At 59.0% G+C, this 21,027-nt stretch carries 18 protein-coding genes and 1 pseudogene; 5 read left to right on the top strand and 14 right to left on the bottom strand.

What is annotated here, in order from left to right:
* The 10 genes from ACOERD_RS20855 to ACOERD_RS20810 all read right to left on the bottom strand — a co-directional run bounded on the left by ACOERD_RS20855 (position 1) and on the right by ACOERD_RS20810 (position 11,483).
* On the bottom strand, positions 1-2,454 hold the full coding sequence (locus ACOERD_RS20855; protein ID WP_419740313.1) for a GcvT family protein: 2,454 nt from the start codon (positions 2,452-2,454) through the stop codon (positions 1-3).
* 89 nt (positions 2,455-2,543) lie between these two features.
* Positions 2,544-3,527: a helix-turn-helix domain-containing protein gene (locus ACOERD_RS20850; RefSeq protein ID WP_170719704.1), complete on the bottom strand. Its 984-nt coding sequence runs from the start codon at positions 3,525-3,527 to the stop codon at positions 2,544-2,546.
* A gap of 17 nt (positions 3,528-3,544) precedes the next feature.
* Positions 3,545-4,438, bottom strand: coding sequence for a homocysteine S-methyltransferase family protein (locus tag ACOERD_RS20845; protein ID WP_419740312.1), 894 nt, complete (start codon positions 4,436-4,438; stop codon positions 3,545-3,547).
* Between the two features lie 12 nt (positions 4,439-4,450).
* Complete coding sequence (locus ACOERD_RS20840; protein WP_419740311.1) at positions 4,451-5,503, bottom strand: alcohol dehydrogenase family protein; 1,053 nt, start codon at positions 5,501-5,503, stop codon at positions 4,451-4,453.
* Between the two features lie 97 nt (positions 5,504-5,600).
* Positions 5,601-8,048, bottom strand: a complete 2,448-nt coding sequence (locus ACOERD_RS20835; RefSeq protein ID WP_419740310.1) for a GcvT family protein — start codon at positions 8,046-8,048, stop codon at positions 5,601-5,603.
* Positions 8,049-8,064: 16 nt separating this feature from the next.
* Positions 8,065-8,445: a GFA family protein gene (locus tag ACOERD_RS20830; protein WP_170375541.1), complete on the bottom strand. Its 381-nt coding sequence runs from the start codon at positions 8,443-8,445 to the stop codon at positions 8,065-8,067.
* A gap of 4 nt (positions 8,446-8,449) precedes the next feature.
* Entirely contained in the window at positions 8,450-9,073 is a 624-nt protein-coding gene (locus tag ACOERD_RS20825; protein WP_419740309.1) for a LysE family translocator, read from the bottom strand.
* Positions 9,073-9,642 (bottom strand): helix-turn-helix domain-containing protein, encoded by a 570-nt coding sequence (locus ACOERD_RS20820; protein ID WP_170375545.1) that lies wholly within the window; start codon positions 9,640-9,642, stop codon positions 9,073-9,075. The genes ACOERD_RS20825 and ACOERD_RS20820 overlap by 1 nt, the downstream gene beginning before the upstream one ends.
* A 141-nt stretch (positions 9,643-9,783) precedes the next feature.
* Positions 9,784-10,236: a GAF domain-containing protein gene (locus ACOERD_RS20815; protein WP_419740308.1), complete on the bottom strand. Its 453-nt coding sequence runs from the start codon at positions 10,234-10,236 to the stop codon at positions 9,784-9,786.
* Positions 10,237-10,310: 74 nt separating this feature from the next.
* A complete protein-coding gene (locus tag ACOERD_RS20810; RefSeq protein ID WP_419740307.1) occupies positions 10,311-11,483 on the bottom strand; it encodes a thiolase family protein in 1,173 nt (390 codons plus the stop codon).
* Positions 11,484-11,583: 100 nt separating this feature from the next.
* On the opposite strand from ACOERD_RS20810, the gene ACOERD_RS20805 reads away from it, so the two are divergent.
* From ACOERD_RS20805 to ACOERD_RS20795, 3 genes and pseudogenes are all read left to right on the top strand, one after another.
* Entirely contained in the window at positions 11,584-11,922 is a 339-nt protein-coding gene (locus ACOERD_RS20805; RefSeq protein ID WP_419740306.1) for an STAS domain-containing protein, read from the top strand.
* A 101-nt stretch (positions 11,923-12,023) separates the two neighbouring features.
* Positions 12,024-12,392, top strand: coding sequence for an ATP-binding protein (locus tag ACOERD_RS20800; protein ID WP_419740305.1), 369 nt, complete (start codon positions 12,024-12,026; stop codon positions 12,390-12,392).
* A gap of 228 nt (positions 12,393-12,620) precedes the next feature.
* Positions 12,621-14,195, top strand: a pseudogene (locus ACOERD_RS20795) (gamma-glutamyltransferase family protein); the annotation flags it as partial.
* Between the two features lie 28 nt (positions 14,196-14,223).
* Here the strand turns inward: ACOERD_RS20795 and hspQ are convergent.
* A complete protein-coding gene (gene hspQ, locus ACOERD_RS20790; protein ID WP_419740304.1) occupies positions 14,224-14,550 on the bottom strand; it encodes a heat shock protein HspQ in 327 nt (108 codons plus the stop codon).
* A gap of 80 nt (positions 14,551-14,630) precedes the next feature.
* On the opposite strand from hspQ, the gene ACOERD_RS20785 reads away from it, so the two are divergent.
* Both ACOERD_RS20785 and ACOERD_RS20780 read left to right on the top strand, forming a co-directional pair.
* Positions 14,631-15,512 (top strand): AEC family transporter, encoded by an 882-nt coding sequence (locus ACOERD_RS20785; RefSeq protein ID WP_419740303.1) that lies wholly within the window; start codon positions 14,631-14,633, stop codon positions 15,510-15,512.
* A 60-nt stretch (positions 15,513-15,572) separates the two neighbouring features.
* On the top strand, positions 15,573-16,154 hold the full coding sequence (locus ACOERD_RS20780) for a lytic transglycosylase (protein WP_419740302.1): 582 nt from the start codon (positions 15,573-15,575) through the stop codon (positions 16,152-16,154).
* Between the two features lie 10 nt (positions 16,155-16,164).
* On the opposite strand, the gene ACOERD_RS20775 is transcribed toward ACOERD_RS20780, so the two are convergent.
* From ACOERD_RS20775 to ACOERD_RS20765, 3 genes are read right to left on the bottom strand one after another with little or no spacing between them, the layout of a single operon-like run.
* Positions 16,165-16,761 (bottom strand): LolA family protein, encoded by a 597-nt coding sequence (locus ACOERD_RS20775; protein ID WP_419740301.1) that lies wholly within the window; start codon positions 16,759-16,761, stop codon positions 16,165-16,167.
* A 39-nt stretch (positions 16,762-16,800) separates the two neighbouring features.
* Complete coding sequence (locus ACOERD_RS20770; RefSeq protein ID WP_419740300.1) at positions 16,801-19,734, bottom strand: DNA translocase FtsK; 2,934 nt, start codon at positions 19,732-19,734, stop codon at positions 16,801-16,803.
* A gap of 14 nt (positions 19,735-19,748) precedes the next feature.
* Entirely contained in the window at positions 19,749-20,930 is a 1,182-nt protein-coding gene (locus ACOERD_RS20765) for an aminotransferase class I/II-fold pyridoxal phosphate-dependent enzyme (RefSeq protein WP_419740299.1), read from the bottom strand.
* Positions 20,931-21,027 lie beyond the last annotated feature (97 nt).

Raw genomic sequence — 21,027 nt, 5'->3', positions numbered from 1 at the left:
TTAAACTTTCACGCGCTCGGACTTGGGATCATACATGGGCTTCAAAGACGCCTCGGCCTTCACTTTGACACCACAAACGTCGATCTCGTAGCTCGACCCCAGCACATCCGCAGCTTTTTCGCCTTCACACGGCACATAGCCCAGACCGATTGCACCACCCAGAGTGTGGCCGTAGTTGCCCGAACTCAGGTACCCGACATACTCACCATCGCGCACGATAGGTTCGTTGTGGAACAACAGCGGCTCGGCCTCTGTCAGTTTGAACTGCACGAGGCGGTTTTTGGGGCCACTCTCTTTGCGCGCGATCACGGCTTCGCGACCGATGAAGTCGCAGCCCTTGTCGACCTTAACTGCAAAGCCCAGCCCGGCATCAACCACGTGGTCTTCGCAGGTGATGTCATGCCCAAAGTGACGGAAGCCCTTTTCGATGCGGCAGCTGTCCATCATGTGCATGCCGCACAGCTTAAGACCCATATCCTGCCCGGCTGCGTGCAGCGTTTCGAAGGCATGACCTGCCATATCAGAGGAGACATAGATCTCCCACCCCAGCTCTCCCACATAAGTGACGCGGTGCGCGCGGGCGAGGCCCATGCCAAGCTCGATCTCTTGTGCGGTACCAAATGGGTTGGTCGCGTTTGAGAAATCGTTGGGCGAGACTTTCTCGAGCAAAGCGCGCGCGTTCGGTCCCATGATGGCCAGAACGCCTTCGCCGGCGGTCACATTCGTGATGACGACGTTGAAGTTGCCTGCATGGCGCTGCATCCACGTTTGATCTGACAGACGGGTCGCGGCTGGCGTGACGACCAGATAGGCGGTCTCGGTCAGGCGGGTCACGGTCACGTCAGCCTCGATCCCGCCGGTGCGGTTCAAGAACTGGGTGTAAACAATCTTGCCATTCGGCACCGAGTAGTCGCCGCCGCCGATGTAGTTCATGAATGCCTCGGCGTCGGGGCCTTCGACGCGGATTTTCCCGAAGGAGGACATGTCATACATGCCGACATTCTCGCGCACGGCGCGGTGTTCTGCGGCAGAGTTTTCGAACCAGTTCTGACGCTTCCAGCTATATTGGTATTCGCGTTCCTGACCTTCATTGGCGAACCAGTTGGCCCGTTCCCAACCGGCTAGTTCCCCCATGACCGCGCCCTGTTCCAACAGGTGGTGGTGGAACGGAGTTCGCCGCACGCCGCGCGCGGTGGCTTTCTGGCGGTAGGGGAAGTGGTCGGCGTAGAGCAGACCCAACGTCTCTTTCGAGCGCTCGAACAGGTACCGCTTGTTGCCTTGGAACGGCTGCATCCGGCTGATGTCGACATCCCCCAGATCAAACGGCTTCTCACCGCTGTCCATCCATTCGGCCAACGCCATGCCCGCGCCACCGGCCGACTGGATACCGATCGAGTTGAAGCCTGCCGCAACCCAGACATTGTCCATCTCGGGCGCAAGACCCAAGTGATAGGCATCATCGGGAGTGAAAGATTCAGGTCCGTTGAAGAAGGTGTGAATCCCGGCTTCGGCCAGCATCGGCATCCGATTTACTGCAGCTTCGAGGATTGGTTCAAAGTGGTCGAAATCCTCGGGCAGTTGATCGAACTCAAAGCTGTCGAGGATACCATTCATGCCCCAGGGCTTGGCGTTGGGTTCAAACGCACCCAGCAGGATTTTGCCCGCGTCTTCTTTGTAGTAGGCGCATTCATCCGGAACGCGCAGAACCGGCAGCTGAGTCAGGCCATCGATGCCCTCGGTCACGATGTAGAAATGCTCACAGGCATGCAGCGGAACGTTCACGCCCGCCATGCGACCCACTTCGTGGCCCCACATCCCGGCGCAATTCACCACCATATCGCATTCAATATGGCCCGAGGCGCTGCCATCGTCGGCCACCCAGTCGACGCCGGTGACCTTGCGTCCTTGTTTGACGACATCGGTGACCTTCACACGCTCTTTCACGATGCCACCGCGCTGGCGCGCACCTTTGGCCAGAGCCAACGCGATATTCGCCGGGTCACCCTGCCCGTCCAGCGGCAGATACACAGCCCCTTTGACGTCTTCGATGTTGAGATGCGGATACAGCTCGGCCACGCGCTCGTTCGAGATCTCTTCGACCTCGACGCCAAAGGCGCGGGCCATGGCGGCCTGGCGGTAGATCTCTTCCTTACGCTCTTCGGTCAGCGCGACAGTGATCGAACCGCAGCGTTTGAAACCTGTCGCAACACCGGTTTCTTCCTCGAGCGAGCCGTAGAGCTCCTGACTGTACTTCGCCAGCTTGGTCATGTTCGCCGTCGCGCGCAGCTGCGCGATCAGACCGGCTGCATGCCAGGTGGTGCCGCTGGTCAGCTGCTTACGCTCAAACAACACGACATCTTTCCAGCCCTTCTTGGTCAGGTGATAGGCAACCGAGCATCCGATCACGCCGCCGCCAATGATGACCACGCGGGCCTTGCTGGGAAGATCAACCATAGTGAAGACTCCGTTCGTTCAGGTTTGTCCCTGAATGGCATGAAAAATCAGCGCGGAATCCATCAAAAACGTCATCGCATCCGCAAAAATCATCTCTGCGCGGCTTGTCTCTTTTGTTGGCGCATCACAAAGGGCGTCACACCGAAAAAACTCCGGTAAACTGATGAGAACCCGTTCGGGAAACCGCAGGCCAAGCCTATTTCGCGCACGCTCATGGTGGTGTTCAGCAAAAGGTTGTTCGCCTTGGCCAGTCGCATTTCACGATAGAACCCGTTGGGTGTGGTACCGAAGAACGCTTTGAACTTCCGCTCAAGCGATCGATTCGAGATATTCAGACTGTCCACAAGGTCCTGGATCGGCAAAGGGTCCTCGATGTTGGCCTGCATCAGCTTGATGCACTGATCCAGTTTCTTGTCCCCAGTCGCGGTGTTTTTCGCGCCCGAGAACGGCTGCATCGACGAAAAATCGCGGATGTTTTCATGCAGCATGACGTCTGCCACGGTCAATTGCGTGGGCCCCGAGATATGCCGCCCGATCACGACCAGTGCAATATCGGTGGTGGCCCCCATACCTGCACAGGTGACGACTGCGCCGCGCTCGGTCGCGATGGACAGTTTCGCCTCGAACCGTGCACCGCGCTCACGCAGGAATGAGGCGTTTTCCCAATGGGTTGCCAGATCGGCTGTACCCTGTTCGTCGATATACCGGCTTGCCGCTTCGGCCAGCAAAAACACCTGTGCACCGCGATAGGTATAGTTCGACACGACCCGGCCCAAGGACAAGTCGGGGTGATCCGGGTCCGAATTGCCAATCACAAACAGATAGGTGGCATCGGGTTGGTTCGGGATGGTTTCGGTCTGAACCGTTGCGTCGCTGCTGCTTGCCACCGGACCGCCACGCAGGGATCGGTAGGTGTAGGTGAACGGCGGCGTTGCAGACACTCGATTGGAAATCCTTAGAACATCTACCAGCGACGCGAGTTCCAGCAGCACAAAGCCCGGCGCCACCAGAATGTCGAAATGCACTGGACCGGTCTGACGCTTGGTGGGGGCTGGCGATGGTGTCTCGGACATACCGTTCCCTTGTCGGTTCAGACGATCCGATGACCGGCTGATTCCAGGCGACGCGCGAGGTCCTCGATATGATCCGGGCCGATCTCGCAGCATCCGCCAACGATTGTTGCGCCTTGCTCGACCCAGGCCATCGCGTGGTCGGCATAGGCCTCGGGGCTGAGATCGTGGCGCTGTGCGAGACTATCAACCGTGGGGGCGTCTTGCAAAAACCCCTCGGCGATATGGGTGAAGCCGTTGGCATAGGCGCCGTATGGCAGCCCCATCCCTGACAATATCTCAAGCCCGGCTGGAACCGCTTCGGGACGGGTGCAGTTGATAAGCGCCGCTTGCGGATTGTAACGCTCGACCAAGGGGGCAATCTGATCCAAAGGCTCACCAGATCGCAGACGCGTTCCGTCTTCGTCCATCGGAGACAGCGCCAGCCACACAGGTTTCCCGCAGCCAGCAGTACCCCTCAGGGCGCCTTCGGCCTCCATCACCGACGAGACGGTTTCGATCAGGATCAGGTCCACACCATCCCCCATAAGCGCGACCAGTTCAGCGAATTTGCGTCCGGCCTCCTCCGGATCAGGCTCGAGATCGGGTCTGTAGGAGGCCAATAGCGGCCCCAACGCCCCAGCGATGCGCCCTCCGTTTCCCGCGCGCGCCAGATCGGCCTGAGATACGGCGGTGTGGATCAATTGCGCCAACTGATCCTCGATCCCTTCGCGCACAAGGCGCGAGCGGTGGACGGCATACGTGTTGGTTGTTGCAACAGTGGCCCCGCGTCGGAAGTATTCCGCATGAACATCGCGCACCAATTCCGGCTGATCCATCATCACCCGCGTCGACCAGAGCGGCGTCGGTTGCTTGCCGCTGCGCTTGACCAGCTCCTGCCCGATCGAGCCATCCAACAGAGTAATTTCGGCCATGTCATAAACTCCTTACGGGATCAGCACCAATTTCCCCGGCAACGCTTTGGATTGGAAATCCTCTTGTGCCTTGGCAATATCCCTTAGGGGATAGGTGCGGGAAATCAAAGGCTTGATCCGACCGGCATTCATCAGCTCAACCAGACTGCCAAACACCTCAGGCGGTTGGTGAGTGCAGCCGTGAATGGTGATATCGCGCAGGTAGATGTCGCGCAGATCGGCCTGCACCATCGGGCCTGCAATCGCACCTGATACAGCGTAGTGCCCGCCGGGTTTCAGGGCCAGCATGAGGCCCGCCCATTTGGGGCCTCCAACCACGTCGATCACGACGTCGAACATGTCTGCAGGCAGTGCAGCATCGCGATCAAAGGTCTCAACCGCACCTTGGGATTTCACAACCTCGGCCTTGGCGGTACCGGTTATGCCCCAGACGGACGCGCCGCGCAGACGGGCAAGTTGCACGGCGGCCAGACCGACACCGCCCGAAGCGCCTGTGATCAGCACCTTGTGGCCAGCGGTGACCCCGGCGCGGGTCAAAAGGTTCTCGGCCGTGCCAAAGGCGCAGGGAATGGCCGCGATCTCGGTATCTGACAGGGGCGAGGCAGAGACATCGTAGAGATCATCTACCTCGACCAGACAGTATTGGGCAAAGGCTCCGTCGATCTCCGAACCTAAGGCAATGAATCCCTGCGGATGGCCGGGTCTTGGGCGCGGCAGATTGATTGGGCAGGTCACGCGCTGACCGGGGCGGAATCTCGCACCCGGACCGGCTGCTTCGACAATACCGCACAGGTCGCCGCCTTGTATTCGAGGGAACTGCAGTGCGCCGCCCCACCCACCGGCGTCGACATCCTGATCGACGTCATCGGTGGCCCCGGTAACGTCCGAAGAGTACCACCCGACCCGCGTATTGATATCGGTGTTGTTGACCCCGGCAGCTGCGACGCGGACTAGAACCCGCCCGGGACCGGGCGTTGGAACGGGAATATCCTCGCGCCACTGCAGAGCCTCCGGCCCGCCGTGATGAGTGAGGTAAACGCCGGACATATGTGCAGGGATCGTCATTTCAGCCTTCCGATTTGGACTTTGGTGAAAGGCAGACTGGGGCCCGCCATGGGCCCCAGCTTGGAGTTTTGTGCCAATTTGGCAATCCCCAAAGGGATCAGGCGCGCAGACGCTCGTTGGCGGGATCCCAAAGCGGTTGGTCTTCCTGAACAACGGCGCGATACTTCTGGCCGTAGATCTCAACCTCAAGCTCCGTGCCCGGGTTTGCGACCTCGGTCTTGACCATGCCCAACGCGATGGACTTGCCAACCCGGTAGCCCCATGCGCCCGAGGTGGTCTCGCCTACGATCTGATCGCCCTGCCAGATGCAGGACATGTAAGGCGCGTCGCAATCGCCTGCGTCTACGGTCAGCGTGACAAAGGATTTCTTCACGCCCTGTTGCTTTTCGTTCAGGATCGCGGCCTTGCCGGGGAAGTCCTGCGGTTTGTCCAGTTTAACGAAGCGTGCCAGCCCACCTTCCAGCAGCGAGTAGTCGGTCGACAGATCGCCCTTCCACGCACGGTAGCCTTTCTCGATACGCAGCGAGTTCAGGGCGTACATGCCGAACGGCGTAGCACCGGCGTTGAGGATAGCCTCGTAGATGGCTGGCATGTCTTCGTTGAGGGCGTGAACCTCCCACCCCAGCTCTCCGGCGAAGGAGACGCGGATCAGGAAGGCCGGTTTGCCCGCAACCGTCGCGGATTGATGCGTTAGCCAGCCAGTGGACAGATCCGCATCGCTGAGGCCCGAGAGGATCTCGCGCGATTTCGGGCCGGTCACGATCAGCGTGTCACGAGTGGTGGTGACGTCCTCGACCGAAACACTTGCTGGCATGGCAGACATCAGGATGTCGCGGTCGTGCCACTGCGCGGTGGCGGCTGTGATCATCACGAACTCATCCTCGCCTAGTCGGATACAGGACATCTCGGTCAGGATACGGCCACGGTCGTCCGAAATGTAGACGAGGTTGATGCGGCCAATCTTGGGCAGACCACCGGTGATCAGGCCACGCAGAGCTTCTGCCGCTCCTTCACCTTTGACCATGAAACGCGAGAAGCCCGGCAGGTCCAGCACGCCGCAATTGTCGCGGACAGCTTCGCACTCTTCCTTGATGCGGCTCTCCCACGGGCCCGAGCGACCCCATGTATGCGTGGCCTCAAGCGAGGTGTCGTCGCCCGGCTTGGCAAACCAGTTGGCACGTTCCCAGCCGTTATAAGCCCCCATGACACCGCCGAGTTCTTTGACCTTGGCATGGACAGGCGACAGCTTCTTGTCGCGCGCGGCAGGCCATTCGTGGTGCGGGAAGTGCATGGCGTATTCGTTGCCGTAGACCTCCATGCCCTTCTGGTTGCAGTAGTCCTGATCTGTGTAGTCGGTGTAGCGGCGCGGATCGACGGCCCACATATCCCACTCGGTATGGCCATCGACGATCCATTCGGCCAGCACTTTACCTGCACCACCGCCCTGCGCGATACCGAAGGTAAAGCTGTGCGCTTCAAACGCGTTTTCCACACCGGGCATCGGGCCGATCATCGGCAGACCGTCCGGCGCGTAAGGGATCGGGCCGTTGATCACACGCCCAACGCCAGAGGTTGCCATCAGCGGAACCCGTTCCATCGCGTCGGTGATGATGTCCTCAATCCGGTCCAGATCGTCGTTCCAAAGTTGGAAGCTGAAATCCTCGGGCATCGGATCGTCTTCGGTCATCCACTCGCCCTTGCAGTTGGGCTCGTAGGGGCCAAGGTTGAAGCCGTTCTTTTCCTGACGCAGGTAGTATGAGATATCCACGTCGCGCAGCAGAGGCAGTTTGCCACCGTTTTCCTTCGACCACGCCTCAACTTCGGGGACTTCGTCGGTCAGCAGGTACTGGTGGCTCATGACCATGGCAGGCACCATGCGGCCGCCATAGGGTTTGAACATCTCACCAACGCGCTGCGCATAGTAGCCAGCGGCGTTGACCACATAGTCACAGGCGATATCGCCCTTTTCGGTGTGAACGGTCCAAGTGCCGTCATCGTGCTGCGTTACATCGGTGGCCGGGCAGAAACGGATGATCTTCTGGCCCAGATCACGCGCGCCTTTGGCAAAGGCTTGCGTCAACTGCGCCGGATCGATGTCGCCATCGGTCGGGTCATACAGCACGCCTTCCAGATCATGGGTTTCGAGGAACGGGTAGCGCTCTTTCGCCTGCTCTGGAGTCCACATCTCCATCGGGATGCCCTGATACAAACCCATCGACATCGCGCGTTCGAATTCCTGCATCCGCTCTTTGCTGTGCGCCAGACGGATCGACCCCGAAACGTGGTAGTTCATCGGATAGTCGACTTCTTCGGCCAGACGCAAATACAGCTCGGTCGAATAGCGCTGCATGTTCATGATCGCCCACGAAGTCGAGAAGGTCGGCACGTTACCCGCTGCGTGCCATGTAGACCCCGCAGTCAGTTCGTTCTTTTCCAGCAGAACGCAGTCGGTCCAGCCCTTCTTAGCCAGATGATACAGGGACGAGCAGCCGACAACGCCGCCACCGATGATGACCACACGGGCCTTGGTTGGAAAATCACTCATGTGTTTTGATCCTCTGTTACTGTGCCCGCTGGGGCAGATCGTCTGAGATGTCGTAGTAGTCACCCTTGTCCGCGACAAAGATGTGCTTTGAGAGTTTCAGGCCCGTCGGTTCGCTGAGCGCGCCCATCGAGATCGAAATCGTGTCTTCTTCATTGTGCTGCCAGAACAGGAATGAGCCGCATTCGCTGCAGAACCCGCGCCGGGCGGTCTCTGAGGCGCGGAACCAACGCAGCGTGTCACTGGCGGTGAAGCTCAGGTTGTCCTGATGTGTCCATGTCGATGACCAGACATGACCCGATTGTTTGCGGCACTGACCGCAATGGCAGGCGGAGGGCGGCGAGAGGTCTCCGTCAATCGTAAACGCAACTTTGCCGCAAAGGCAGGATCCCGTCTGCATATAGCTATCCCCTTGCTGCGGGCGCTGAGCTGGCACCCAGCAACACGCCATAGATGATGAAACAGGTCGCCATGATCCGGCGGACCCAGATATTGAACACAGCCCCCAACGCCGCCTTGCCCATCAGCGCGCCCAATAGGGTGAAGCCGGTATAGCTGAGTGTCGTGATGATCAGAGCGGTCGGCATGATCACCCCCATCTGCTGCCAGATCGGCACGTCGGGCTGCACGAATTGCGAAAAGGCCGCCAGATAGCCAGCAACGCTTTTTGGATTGATTGTCGCCACCGCAAGCGCATGCAGATAGACATGCCGCGCAGGGCGCTCAGTGGCAGGCGCCGGCCGTTTCGCGTTGATCCATCCGCGAATACCGACCCAGATCAGGAACCCCGCCCCGATCAGTTTGGCAATGAAAAAAGCGGTAGGTGAGGCTGCGATCAGGGCCGTTACACCCAGCGCCGACAAGATCAGAAACGCGCTGGCCTGTGTCAGGATCGCAAGAACACCAAGCATCGCCTTTGAGAAGGGCAAGCTCATACCGTTTGAGATACAATTGACCGCATTCGGTCCTGGAGTGGTGACGAACACCACCCAGAACAGCGCGAATATGGTCCAGGCCTCAAAGCTCATCAGTATACCGGTGGTGCAATGACCCAGATGGCCACGGCGGGCTCATCATAGGGGTTTGCCCATTGATAGGGTTCGTGTTTGATGCGGAAACTGTCACCCGGCCCGACCGTGAAGTGCCGTGCACCGATCGTCAGGTCCAGTTGGCCCGAGATCATATATCCGACCTCCTGCGTTGGCCGGTCCGCGGGTTTTTGCATTTTGGATCGGGGCTCAAACGTGGAATGCACCATCTCGAAATCATCGGTCAGGTCTGGCGACAGCAGTTCTTCGATCAGACCTTCTTCACCCGAGCCCATAGGACGTCGTGAAACGGCGCGAACCACATAGCCTTGCTCCTCAACCGGAGCGGCAGAATGCGAAAACAGCATCGACATGGGAACACCCAGACATTCCGCGATCTGACGCAGGTCCGAGATTGAAGGGTCGGACATGTCCCGCTCGACCTGACTCAGCCAACCAACCGAGCGGTTCAAGCGGTCGGCAATTTCAGTCAGCGTCAAACCCCTTGCCTTGCGCAAGGCCCGCAAGTCCGCTCCGAGCGTCGCGCGCTGAGGGGTTTGCGTGTTCAAAGCCAGACTCCGATTCTCGTGAAATTCCTTTTACGTTTTTCACGATGCCTCAGTTCCGTGAAATTTCAAAGCATTTTTTCACGACAAATCGTAGGTCAGCGACCAAATCCAAGAACCACAAGGATTTAGTTAGGGTTGCCGCTAGGCGGAGAAAACGTTTTGAAGAATTTTGGTTAGTTCGGACGCGTCAACATCCGTGAAAGCATGCGGCTGGTCGCTGTCGATGTCAAACACGGCAATAACTGCGCCCGAGGCATCGCGCACCGGCAAAACAAGCTCTGACCTTGTGGAAGATGCGCAGGCGATATGACCCGGAAAGGCATCCACATCCGGAACCAGCTGCACCTCACCCGTGCGCGCGGCTGCGCCGCACACGCCGCGCTCGAATGGGATGACCAGACAGCCGTGACCGCCTTGATACGGGCCGATTTTCAGCAGGCCCGGTTCGGTGACGCGATAGAACCCTGTCCAGTCAAAGCGATCATCGGCATGGTGCACCTCGCACGCGATGGTCGCCATCAGGGAGACCTGATCGGTTTCGCCGTCGGTCAGTGAGGCGATTGTTTTGGCGAGGGTGTCATAGTCGACAGTCATGTGGGCGTTGCTCCGATCCGGGTCTTGGGGGGCGACGTCCCCAGTCCCCGGAGTATTTGCAAAAGCGCAGAGGGTCAAACGCGTTCGATGGCGATTGCCGTGCCCTCTCCGCCACCGATACAGATCGCTGCGATCCCGCGTTTCAGGTCGCGTTTTTCCAGGGCATTCAGAAGGGTGACCATGATCCGGGCACCAGATGCGCCGATTGGATGACCCAAGGCGCAGGCTCCACCATTGACGTTGACCTTGTCGCGCGGCAGGCCCATTTCGTGCATGAAAGCCATCGGAACCACGGCGAAGGCTTCATTCACCTCCCACAGGTCCACATCATCTTTGGTCCAGCCCAGACGATCCAACAGCTTTTGCGCCGCAGGAACCGGAGCGGTCGTGAACAGGCCCGGTGCTTGCGCATGGCTCGCGTGGCCTAAAACGCGCGCGCGGACGGTCAGCCCTTTCGCCTCGGCGGCGTCTGCAGAGGCCAGAACCAGAGCAGCCGCTCCGTCAGAAATGGAGGAGGAATTTGCCGCCGTCACCGTTCCATCCTGACGGAAGGCTGGTTTCAGCGTCGGGATTTTCTCGGGTCGGGCGGATTTTGGTTGCTCATCCGCGTCAAGCACCAGCGCCCCCTTGCGGGTTTGCAGCGTGACCGCGGCGATTTCGTCATCAAACGCGCCACTGTCCTGAGCGGCCAGCGCGTTTGAGAGGGATCGCAGCGCGTAGTCATCCTGTGCCTCGCGGGTGAACTGATAGGTCTCGGCGCAGTCTTCGGCAAAAGTTCCCATCAGACGGCCTTTGTCATAGGCATCTTCAAGCCCGTCCAGAAACATGTGGTCCACAACTTGCCCATGCCCGATCCGCGCACCGCCGCGCATTTTGGGCAGCAAGTAGGGCGCGTTTGTCATACTCTCCATCCCGCCCGCGATCATGGTATCTGTGTGGCCCAAAGCGATCTGGTCATAGGCGATCATGGCGGCCTTCATACCCGAACCGCACATCTTGTTGAGGGTCGTGGCGGGCACCTCTTCGCCCAACCCGGCGGCAAATCCCGCCTGACGCGCTGGGGCCTGTCCCTGCCCCGCCGGAAGCACACAGCCCATCAGGACTTCGTCGACGGTTTCCGCGCCGGCCTGCTGCAAGGCGGTACGAATCGCGGTTCCGCCAAGTTCGGCAGCGGGAACGCCATCAAACATGCCCTGGAACCCTCCCATAGGTGTACGGGCCGCGCCTGCGATCACAACGTCTTTCATCAGAAATCCCTCCTCTTGCCGGAACTTGAATACCGAATGGTAAGATTTGCCGTCTAGCGTATTTCTACGACGCAATTTCAGCTGAAAAGGGCGGTCAATCATGGGGCTGACCAGCACAACTACCGAAGGGGCACAGATCATCACCGTTCATTCGGAACGGATAGATGCGGCCATCGCGATCCAGTTCAAGGAAGACATGCGCCGCGAAACAGAAACCGACGCAGCTCGCATCGTTCTGGATCTGGCAGGCGTGGAATTCATTGATTCAAGCGGATTGGGGGCCATCGTCGCCTCGATGAAACAAATCGGAAGCGAACGCCGGCTGGATCTGGCCGGGCTGCAACCCGTGGTCGAAAAAGTGTTTCGCCTGACGCGAATGGACACCGTTTTTAGGTTGTTCGATTCCCTCGACGACGCGCTGTCGGCGCAAGCAGAGTAACGCGGCCAACGTAGATGTGTTTAACGCCATCCAATGATCAAACCTGCCTGCAACTGAGTTTTCCGGCGATAGAAACGGAAGCCAGCGCTGGCATTGCGAAATTGAGCGCAGGCCTGGCCCGCCACGGCTTGCCTGTTGAAAAAGCGGATGACGTGAAGATTGCCTTGGCGGAGGCCATCAACAACGTCGTCGAGCATGCCTATTCTGGTATTGAACCCGCCAAAGTGCAGGTCTGTTGCCGGTTGGAGCACAACCAGCTGGACATTCTGATATCGGATACGGGGCATCCGCTGCCCGGCTGCAAACCCCCGGATGGGACACCGGCCTCGGTTGAGACCAGCCTGCAGGACCTGCCAGAAGGGGGTTTCGGGTGGTATCTGATTCACGAACTGACCAGCGAGATTCGGTATGAGCGTCGCGATGGCTGCAATCTGTTGTCACTGCGGTTCGACGTCCCAATACCCGAATGACCTGAGGGATTTGACGCGAAATGGCCACAATAAGGCCTTTTTCGAACCATTACGCCGCCCCAAACGACTGTCAAACATGTCACCGTAGCTCAGATAGCTTCCCTCGGCGCCAAGTGTCACAGCCCCCACCCAGTGAACGGCGCCGAGGAACCTCCCTCCCCTCATTGAAGAACTGGACAATCATTCCCTGCGCGATAGTTTCGCGGTGTTCAAAGTAAGGGGATGATGATGCGGGATTTACACAAGCCGGGCCGGTCCGAAGTTCTGGCCACAAACGGGATGTGTGCGACTTCGCAGCCCCTTGCAGCGAAAGTCGCCGTCAACATTCTGGAACGCGGCGGCAACGCCATGGATGCAGCCATTGCCGGGGCGGTCTTGCTGGGAATTTGCGAGCCGCAGATGACCGGTTTGGGCGGCGATTGCTTTGTCCTCTACAATCGCGCGGGAGAAACCCAGATTCGCGCTTTGAATGGCTCAGGCCGGGCACCTGCTGCTGCGCAAGCCAGCGCACTGCGGGAACGAGGCTTGACCTCGGTGCCTTTGACCAGCCCTGACGCGGTTACGATCCCGGGCGCGGTCGACGCGTTCTGTCATCTTAGCCAAACCGAAGGCCGACTGGGGCTGGATGCAATTCTGCAACCGGCCATTCACTATGCAGAACAGGGTGTGCCGGTTGCTCCACGCGTTTCTTTTGACTGGCGTAACGGCGAACCGACCCTCCAGGGGGCCGCGCGGAATCACTATCTGATCCATGGGCAAGTCCCCAAGACAGGTCAGTTCTTCCGCGCGCCAAAACAGGCCGAGGTTCTACGAAGGGTCGCAAAGGATGGCTGGGATGCCTTCTACTCAGGTGAAATCGCGGAGGATATGATCGCCGCCCTTTCCGCCTTGGGGGGCCTCCACACCGCCGAGGATTTCCAATCGACCCAATACACCCCCTCCGAACCGATGCGCGGCACCTATCACGGCGTTGATCTGGTCGAGCACCCCCCCAACGGCCAAGGCGCAACGGCGATCTTGCTGCTCAATATTCTCAAGCATTTTGACCTTGCCAGCATGGACCCATTGGGCGCGGAGCGAGTGCATATCGAGGCCGAAGCGACAAAACTGGCCTATGACGCACGCAACCGTTTCATCGCAGATCCCGACCAAATGGCGCGGGCCGAGCGGTTTTTGGACAAAGACATCGCCGCATCCCTCGCGGCTTTGGTCGACCCCAAACGGGCCATGCCCGCCGCCGCCCCGCTGACCGAAGCGATTCACAAGGACACCGTCTACATTACCGTCGTCGACCGCGATCAGATGGCCGTGTCGTTGATCTATTCGATCTTCCACAGCTTCGGCTCGGGGATCGCGTCCGAGAAATATGGCATCTTGCTGCAAAACCGAGGCGCAGGCTTCACCCTACAAGCCGGGCACCCAAATGAGTTGGGCGGAGGCAAACGCCCGATGCACACAATCATTCCCGGCATGCTGGCCGAGAACGACCGCGTGGTGATGCCCTTCGGCGTTATGGGTGGGGCGTATCAACCCACAGGACATGCGCGGTTCGTGTCAAACCTGATGGATTTCGGCTTTGACCTACAAGAGGCCATCAACGCCCCCCGTGCCTTCGCCGACGGAGGCATTCTCAAGCTCGAGCGCGGGTTCCCCGAAGCGGTTGCTCAACAATTAAGCGAAATGGGTCACACTGTCGAAACACCAGAAACTCCACTGGGTGGCGCACAGGCCATACGAATCCGTGAAGACGGTGTTTTGGAGGGGGCGAGCGACCCCAGAAAGGACGGTTGCGCGTTGGGATATAGATCAACGCGCAGACGCGTCGCCCCGCTCAGTTCAGATGGAAGTGCAGCGGGTATGACCCATCTTCAAATGGGCCGAACATGTTGGGGATGTCAGGATGCTCAACCGGCTCACCCGATCGGTCCTCAATCAGATTTTGTTCTGAAACATAAGCTACATAGAAGGATTGGTCATTCTCAGCCAACAGGTGATAGAACGGCTGATCCTTGATCGGCCGACTGTCTTCTGGGTTGGCTTCGTACCATTCCTGGGTATTTGAAAACTCTGGATCCACGTCAAAAATCACCCCTCGGAAGGGATGTTTCTTATGTCGCACAACTTGTCCCAGGCCGTACTTGGCATGTGTCTTTAGCATTGTTTCAGCCCCCAAAGAAGTTACTACCTCTTTCCGGGCAGAAAAGCCAATCATTGATGTGAAATTAAGGGAAACAGTCTGTGAACCTCTTACTGACAGTGTTCGAAATTGCAGCACCCGTGTTCCTTTTGTCAGCAATCGGCTTTGTCTGGGTCAAGCTTGGCTTTGAATACCGCCTACAATTTGTGACGCGTTTCGCGATGACGCTGGCAGTCCCCAGTCTGATTTTCGTGGCCTTGATGCAGACCGAAATTCCGGGTGGTGATCTGTCACGGTTCACTCTAGCCACCATTGCGGCCAATTTGGTTCTCGCTGTCGTGTTCTGGTTCATTGTAAAGGTGCTAAAGCTTGATCAACGCACCTACCTTTCACCCCTGATCTTCGGAAACACCGGCAATTTGGGCCTTCCCCTATGCATCTTTGCATTTGGTCAGGCCGGTTTGGGATACGCGGTTATCTTTCTGGCCGTGACCGCGCTGTTTTCCTTTACCTACGGGATCTATCTGGTCGCGGGCAAAGGCGCTTTCGGACAGGTCATCCGTCAGCCCATGGTCTGGGCCACGCTGCTGGGGGCGTTGTTCTTGTGGCAAGACTGGGAAACGCCTCTGTTCCTAACCAACACCTTGGATTTGCTGGGGCAAATGGCTGTTCCGATGATGCTTGTGACCGTCGGAGTTGCGATCGCGCGCCTGACCTCTCGCAGTCTTCGCCAGGCCATTTGGCTGTCGCTTCTCAAGCTTACGGTCTGCTTTGCCCTCGGATGGGGCGTTGCGATCCTCTTCGGGCTTGAAACGATCGCATTCGGTGTTTTGGTCTTGCAAATGTGTACCCCGGTGGCTGTCACGTCATACCTGCTGGCCGAGCGGTTTGAGGCCGATGCAGACGCCGTTGCGGGCATGGTGATGGTCTCGACAGTGCTGTCTGTCGCCGCGTTACCGGGTGTTTTGGCTATCGTTCTGTAACGATTGTGATTTCCTCAGCGCTCAATCTGCGCTAGAATGCCAAAAAAAGGCACGAGGCACATGAGCAGAATTCTATTCGTACTCTTAGGGGTGCTGCTTTTGGCATCGTGTGGTGGCGGGTCTAAACAGCCCCCCAGCAGACTAAATGACGCGTGCAGCATTGCGCGCGAGAAACCTGATTACATCAAAGCCTTCAAAAAAACCGAGCGGAAATGGGATGTTCCCGTTCACGTTCAGATGGCGACGATCTATCAGGAAAGCCGTTACCGCCACGATGCGCGCACCCCGCACCGCTATGTGCTGGGCGTGATCCCGATGGGGCGGCAGAGCAGCGCCTTTGGCTACAGCCAAGCCCTGGACGGCACATGGGAAGAATACCAGCGTGAAACCGGCAAACGCCGTGCCAAGCGAGATCGTATTCGCGACGCGTCCGATTTTATCGGCTGGTACATGAACAAGACATACGAGCGGAACGGCATCAACCTGGGCGACACGCGGAACCAGTACCTGGCCTATCACGAAGGCCATACAGGTTACGCGCGCGGCAGCTACAACCAGAAATCCTGGCTGTTGAATGTGGCCAGCGATGTCGATGCACGGGCCAACCTGTATCAGGCTCAGCTGGCCAGTTGCCGCTACTGACTTGGGCGGGTCAGCGGTCGCTGGACCCGACCCGCTTTCCGTTTGAGAATAAGCTCTGATCGAGGCGTCCCCCCTCGGTCAGTTCCCCTAGAAGGACCGTGGTTTGCGCGCCTGCATTGTCGTGGATCACCCATTTCCGCAGCTCGACGGGGTTGTCTGTAAACATCAGCTCAATCCGCCCCGACTCAGGGTTTTTGGGGTCCTGTGCCGTCACAACGGTTGCGGTCCCGTCAAAGTCGTGACCAACGACCATATTGGCCTGCCCCAGATTCACGTTCCGAGCCAGAACAAGTGACAGTGGCGTTCGCTTCAGCGGGTATTGTTCGGGCGGCTGGTTGGATTTCGGGTCAAAGATCTGAACACTCCCCGAACGCGCAAGGACAACCGCGCTGTCTGGCGGATCATATTCAAACCGCATCTTACCGGGCCGTTGAATCCATAGCTTGCCGGTACTGATCGAGCCATCATCATTTACTTGGGTAAAGCTGGTCTGAACCGTTTTCATCTTGTTCAGATAATTGGAGATCTCCGACAGCGGCAGCTTGTCCGCCGCCCATGCGGCAGGCGCGGCCAGTGTCAAAGCAAGGGCAAAAGCAATCTGTTTCATACGACTCAGATAAGGCTTCTGCCCTTGTTATTAAATATCCTACTGCTCAGGGACGAGGATTTCCCGCTTACCAACGTGATTTGCTGCCGAAACAACGCCTTCGTCCTCCATCTGCTCAACCAGCCGAGCAGCTTTGTTATAGCCGATGGCAAGTTTCCGCTGGATGTAAGAGGTCGAGCATTTGCGATCCTTGATCACAATCGCCACCGCTTGGTCGTACAGGGCATCCTCGCCGTTGGTGTTGCCACCAGTGCTCAGGCCTAATACGGCGTCGATATTGTCTGCCTTTTCCTCAGCAGGGCCATCGACCACACCGCTCATGTAATCGGGCGGACCGAATTGCTTCAGGTGGTTGACGATTTCCTCGACCTCTTCGTCCGAGACAAACGGGCCGTGGCAGCGGGTGATCTTGGCGCCACCCGCCATATAGAGCATGTCGCCCTGCCCCAGCAGCTGCTCGGCGCCCATCTCACCCAAGATGGTGCGGCTATCGACCTTCGATGTCACTTGGAACGAAATCCGGGTCGGGAAGTTCGCCTTGATCGTACCGGTGATCACGTCGACCGAGGGGCGCTGCGTGGCCATGATCAGGTGAATACCCGAAGCCCGTGCCATCTGCGCCAGGCGCTGGATGCAGGCTTCGATCTCTTTGCCCGCGACCATCATCAGGTCGGCCATCTCGTCTACGATAACGACGATGTAGGGCATCGCCTCGGGCGCAAACTCTTCCGTCGCAAAAGTAGGCTCGCCGGTTTCATCGTCAAAGCCCGTCTGGACCGTGCGGCTGAACATCTCGCCCTTGGCCAGCGCGTCCTTCACGCGACCGTTGTAGCCGGCGATGTTACGGACACCCATTTTGGACATCTTGCGATAGCGATCCTCCATCTCGCCCACGACCCATTTCAGAGCCACAACCGCCTTTTTCGGGTCGGTCACAACGGGGGACAGCAGATGCGGAATGCCATCATAAACCGACAGTTCCAGCATCTTGGGGTCGATCATGATCAGGCGGCATTCGTCCGGCGACAGCTTGTAAAGCAGCGACAGGATCATGGTGTTGATCGCCACAGACTTACCCGAGCCGGTCGTACCCGCGATCAGCAGGTGAGGCATCTTGGCCAGGTTCGCCACAACGGACTCACCGCCGATATCCTTACCCAGCGCCAGAGGCAGCGCATGGTTGCCATCCCCGAAATCACGGCTGGCGAGGATTTCACGCAGCACCACCATCTCGCGGTTTTCATTGGGCAGTTCGATCCCGATCACCGAGCGGCCCGGCAAGGTCGAAACACGAGCCGACAGCGCCGACATCGATCGCGCGATATCGTCGGCCAGACCAATCACCCGGCTCGCTTTCAGACCCGGCGCGGGTTCCAGCTCGTACATGGTGACCACCGGACCAGGGCGGACGCTGACGATCTCACCTTTCACGCCGTAGTCGTCTAGCACGTTCTCCAGCATCCGCGCGTTTTCTTCCAGCGCCTCGTCACTCAGGTGATGACGCTGAATGCTGGCCGGGTTGGACAACAGGCCCAAGGGGGGCAGTTCGAAATCGGAATGCCGTTCTTCGAAGGACAGGGTCGGCTGCGCCTCGGCCTGCGCCCGACGGGATGGCGGCGGAGTGCGTCGGACGGGTTGGGCAACAACAGGCTTGCGCGGCTCGGCCACTGGGATCTTCACGGCTGGGCGCTGTGGCACAACCGGCTCAGGTGTCGCCGTATCTTCGAACACTGCGTCATCGTCGTAGGCATGGGCGGCGTAGTCATCCTCGGGCATGTAGTTCGCCTCGGGCACATAGTCGGGTTCGGGCTGATAGTCATGCGCCGTGTCTTGCCACGTCGGCTCAGCCGACAAAACAGGTTCGGGCGGCAGGCCAGCAGCGGTCATGGGCGGCTCGGGCGGCAGTTCACCCGCCCCTCTGGGATTGAAGATCAGCGGGTCCGGCCCGCGACCGCGGCCCTTGGTCAGGGGCAGGTTGGGGTCATGTTCAGGGGCCATCTCGCCCGTCGCCACCTTACGATTGCGCACAGCGGCCGAAATCTTCGAGCGGATACGATCTTCACCCGGCATTTCATCAAAACCCTGCACGGGCATGGCTTCGACCAATTCAGGCTCTGGCAGCGGCTCGGGGCGACGGATCAGCGCTGGCATCCGGGCCAGCAGGCCGGTTTTGGGGGCGGGTTCGGGTTCTTCCTCGACCTCTTCGAAGATTGGGTCTTCGAATGCGATCTCGTCGTCGAAAACGGGCTCGATCCGCGCGGCGCGGTTTTCTTTCCATTGCTCACGACGCTCTCGCGCAGACTGTACCGTGGCCGAGGCACCCCGACCCAATAGGTTCATCAGCATGTCGTAAGACATGACCAGCCCAAGCAGGAACGCCCGCGTTCCACGCGCGACATCAACTTTGGTGAAGCCCAGAACAAAGATGCCCAGCGCCAGCATTCCGACGGCCATGGCCAGCGACATCAGCTTGACGAGGAAGTGGGAGGAGATCGGCAGAAGGGTCAACAAGGCCCCCATGACGGTGTCGCCAAACAGTCCGCCCAACCCATAGCTATGGGTCGCGCGCCAGACCTCGCCCGGAACCAGAGTGGCGGCGTAAACCGAGACGATGGCGATCCAGATCGGCGCAAAAATCAGCCGCGCCACGGCGCGATCTTCGCCAAAATGACCGGCGAAACGCACACCCCAACCGATCAGAACCAGCGCGATCCCCCAGCTGCCCCAGCCAACGATCATGAACAACGGCGCAGCGATCGAGGCACCGATCCGGCCCATCCAGTTCTGCACTGGCGCGTCGGTCGAGACCATCCAGTTCGGATCTTCCGGTGTGTAGGACCAGATCATTGCCGCAGCGGCCAGCCCCAACAGAATCAGAGCGATCCCGATCAGTTCCTTGGTACGCCGCTCAATCGCGGCCTGAGTCGTGCTGTCCAGTAATGGATCGCGGTTGCGCGCGTTCAATGATGCCATTTTGCCCTCGTACCTCACGAATAGATGCAGTCACGAAGCTTGATTAGCCCCTGCTGCAACTCTTTTTTTGGAGCCACCAAAGCGGCCCGGATAAATTGCTCGCCCGGGTTTTGCCCCGGATCTCCTTGAGAAAGATATGCACCCGGCAGGACCCGAACGCCGGTCTCCTGCCACAGCTTCAACGCTGTTTCTTCGCCGTTCTCGACGGGCAGCCACAGGAAAAACCCGGCCTCGGGCGGCATGTAGCCCTGCAGGCCCGAGAAGACCTCATCCGCGATGGCATATTTTTCCTGATAGAGCGCGCGGTTCTCGACCACGTGAGTCTCGTCGGCCCAGACGCGCACAGCGGCAGCCTGTAGCGGCAGCGGCAACGGCGCACCCGCATAGTTGCGCAGCTGTTTGACCCGTTTGATACTGTCCGGACCGCCCGCAATCAGGCCCGAGCGCAGCCCGGCCAAATTCGACCGTTTCGACAGAGAGTTGAACAGAAGGACACGCTCAGGATCAGCGCCCAGCTCTTGTGCGACGGTCAGGGCACCAGTTGGGGCCTCATCGCGGTATATCTCGGAATAGCACTCATCGGCGAAAATGCGGAAATCGTATTTCTCGGCCAACCCGATCAACTCGGCCCAATAGTCGCGCGAGGCGACAGCCCCCTGCGGGTTCGCGGGCGAGCAGATATAGGCGGCAACCGTCCGGTTCAGCACATCCTCAGACAGGCTGGCATAGTCCGGCAAATGGCCGGTCGCGGCGGTAGCGGACACAAAATAAGGCTGCGCCCGGACCGAGATCGAGGCGACCATATAGACCTGATAAAACGGGTTCGGACACAGAATGATGGGATATTGCCCGTTCTTCTGTTCGGGGCACAGCGCCATGGCAGCATTGTAAAGCCCCTCACGCGTGCCGTTCAGGGCCATCACGTTGGTATCGGGGTCCATCGTCACGCCATAGCGACGCTTGATCCAGTCGGTGATCGAACCTCGCAGCTCGGGCGAGCCTTCATTCGGGGGGTAGCCCTGAAACCCGGCCGCGTTTTCTGTGATGACGTCTGTGACCCAAGCGGGGAAATCATGCATCGGCGCGCCGATGGTCATGTGAATCACGTCTCCACCCGGTTGATGATGGTCCAACAGGGTGCGCAGACGCGGGAATGCGTATTCCGGTAGGTTCGAAAACCGCTCGGGGAAATTCATATCTACTGCCTCAATATCGGGATCGTTTTCGCCCCGTTTGATTGGCAGATTACAGATCAGACCCCGTCCCGTCCAGACAAAGAGGTTCCGAATGTCG

The sequence above is a fragment of the Ruegeria sp. genome (assembly GCF_965199275.1).
In the GTDB taxonomy this organism is placed as follows: Bacteria; Pseudomonadota; Alphaproteobacteria; order Rhodobacterales; family Rhodobacteraceae; genus Ruegeria.
The sequence above is the reverse complement of the archived record's forward strand: the minus strand, read 5'-3'. Positions and strand labels throughout refer to the sequence as shown.

Bases quoted from the DNA above. Each gene is read 5' to 3' on its own strand.
- ACOERD_RS20775 (WP_419740301.1), bottom strand. From the start codon at position 16,761: ATGAAACAGATTGCTTTTGCCCTTGCTTTGACACTGGCCGCGCCTGCC.
- ACOERD_RS20780 (WP_419740302.1), top strand. From the start codon at position 15,573: ATGAGCAGAATTCTATTCGTACTCTTAGGGGTGCTGCTTTTGGCATCG.
- ACOERD_RS20815 (WP_419740308.1), bottom strand. From the start codon at position 10,236: ATGACTGTCGACTATGACACCCTCGCCAAAACAATCGCCTCACTGACC.
- ACOERD_RS20830 (WP_170375541.1), bottom strand. From the start codon at position 8,445: ATGCAGACGGGATCCTGCCTTTGCGGCAAAGTTGCGTTTACGATTGAC.
- ACOERD_RS20850 (WP_170719704.1), bottom strand. From the start codon at position 3,527: ATGTCCGAGACACCATCGCCAGCCCCCACCAAGCGTCAGACCGGTCCA.
- ACOERD_RS20765 (WP_419740299.1), bottom strand. From the start codon at position 20,930: ATGAATTTCCCCGAGCGGTTTTCGAACCTACCGGAATACGCATTCCCG.
- ACOERD_RS20845 (WP_419740312.1), bottom strand. From the start codon at position 4,438: ATGGCCGAAATTACTCTGTTGGATGGCTCGATCGGGCAGGAGCTGGTC.
- ACOERD_RS20810 (WP_419740307.1), bottom strand. From the start codon at position 11,483: ATGAAAGACGTTGTGATCGCAGGCGCGGCCCGTACACCTATGGGAGGG.
- ACOERD_RS20805 (WP_419740306.1), top strand. From the start codon at position 11,584: ATGGGGCTGACCAGCACAACTACCGAAGGGGCACAGATCATCACCGTT.
- ACOERD_RS20840 (WP_419740311.1), bottom strand. From the start codon at position 5,503: ATGACGATCCCTGCACATATGTCCGGCGTTTACCTCACTCATCACGGC.
- ACOERD_RS20855 (WP_419740313.1), bottom strand. From the start codon at position 2,454: ATGGTTGATCTTCCCAGCAAGGCCCGCGTGGTCATCATTGGCGGCGGC.
- ACOERD_RS20835 (WP_419740310.1), bottom strand. From the start codon at position 8,048: ATGAGTGATTTTCCAACCAAGGCCCGTGTGGTCATCATCGGTGGCGGC.
- ACOERD_RS20825 (WP_419740309.1), bottom strand. From the start codon at position 9,073: ATGAGCTTTGAGGCCTGGACCATATTCGCGCTGTTCTGGGTGGTGTTC.
- hspQ (WP_419740304.1), bottom strand. From the start codon at position 14,550: ATGCTAAAGACACATGCCAAGTACGGCCTGGGACAAGTTGTGCGACAT.
- ACOERD_RS20770 (WP_419740300.1), bottom strand. From the start codon at position 19,734: ATGGCATCATTGAACGCGCGCAACCGCGATCCATTACTGGACAGCACG.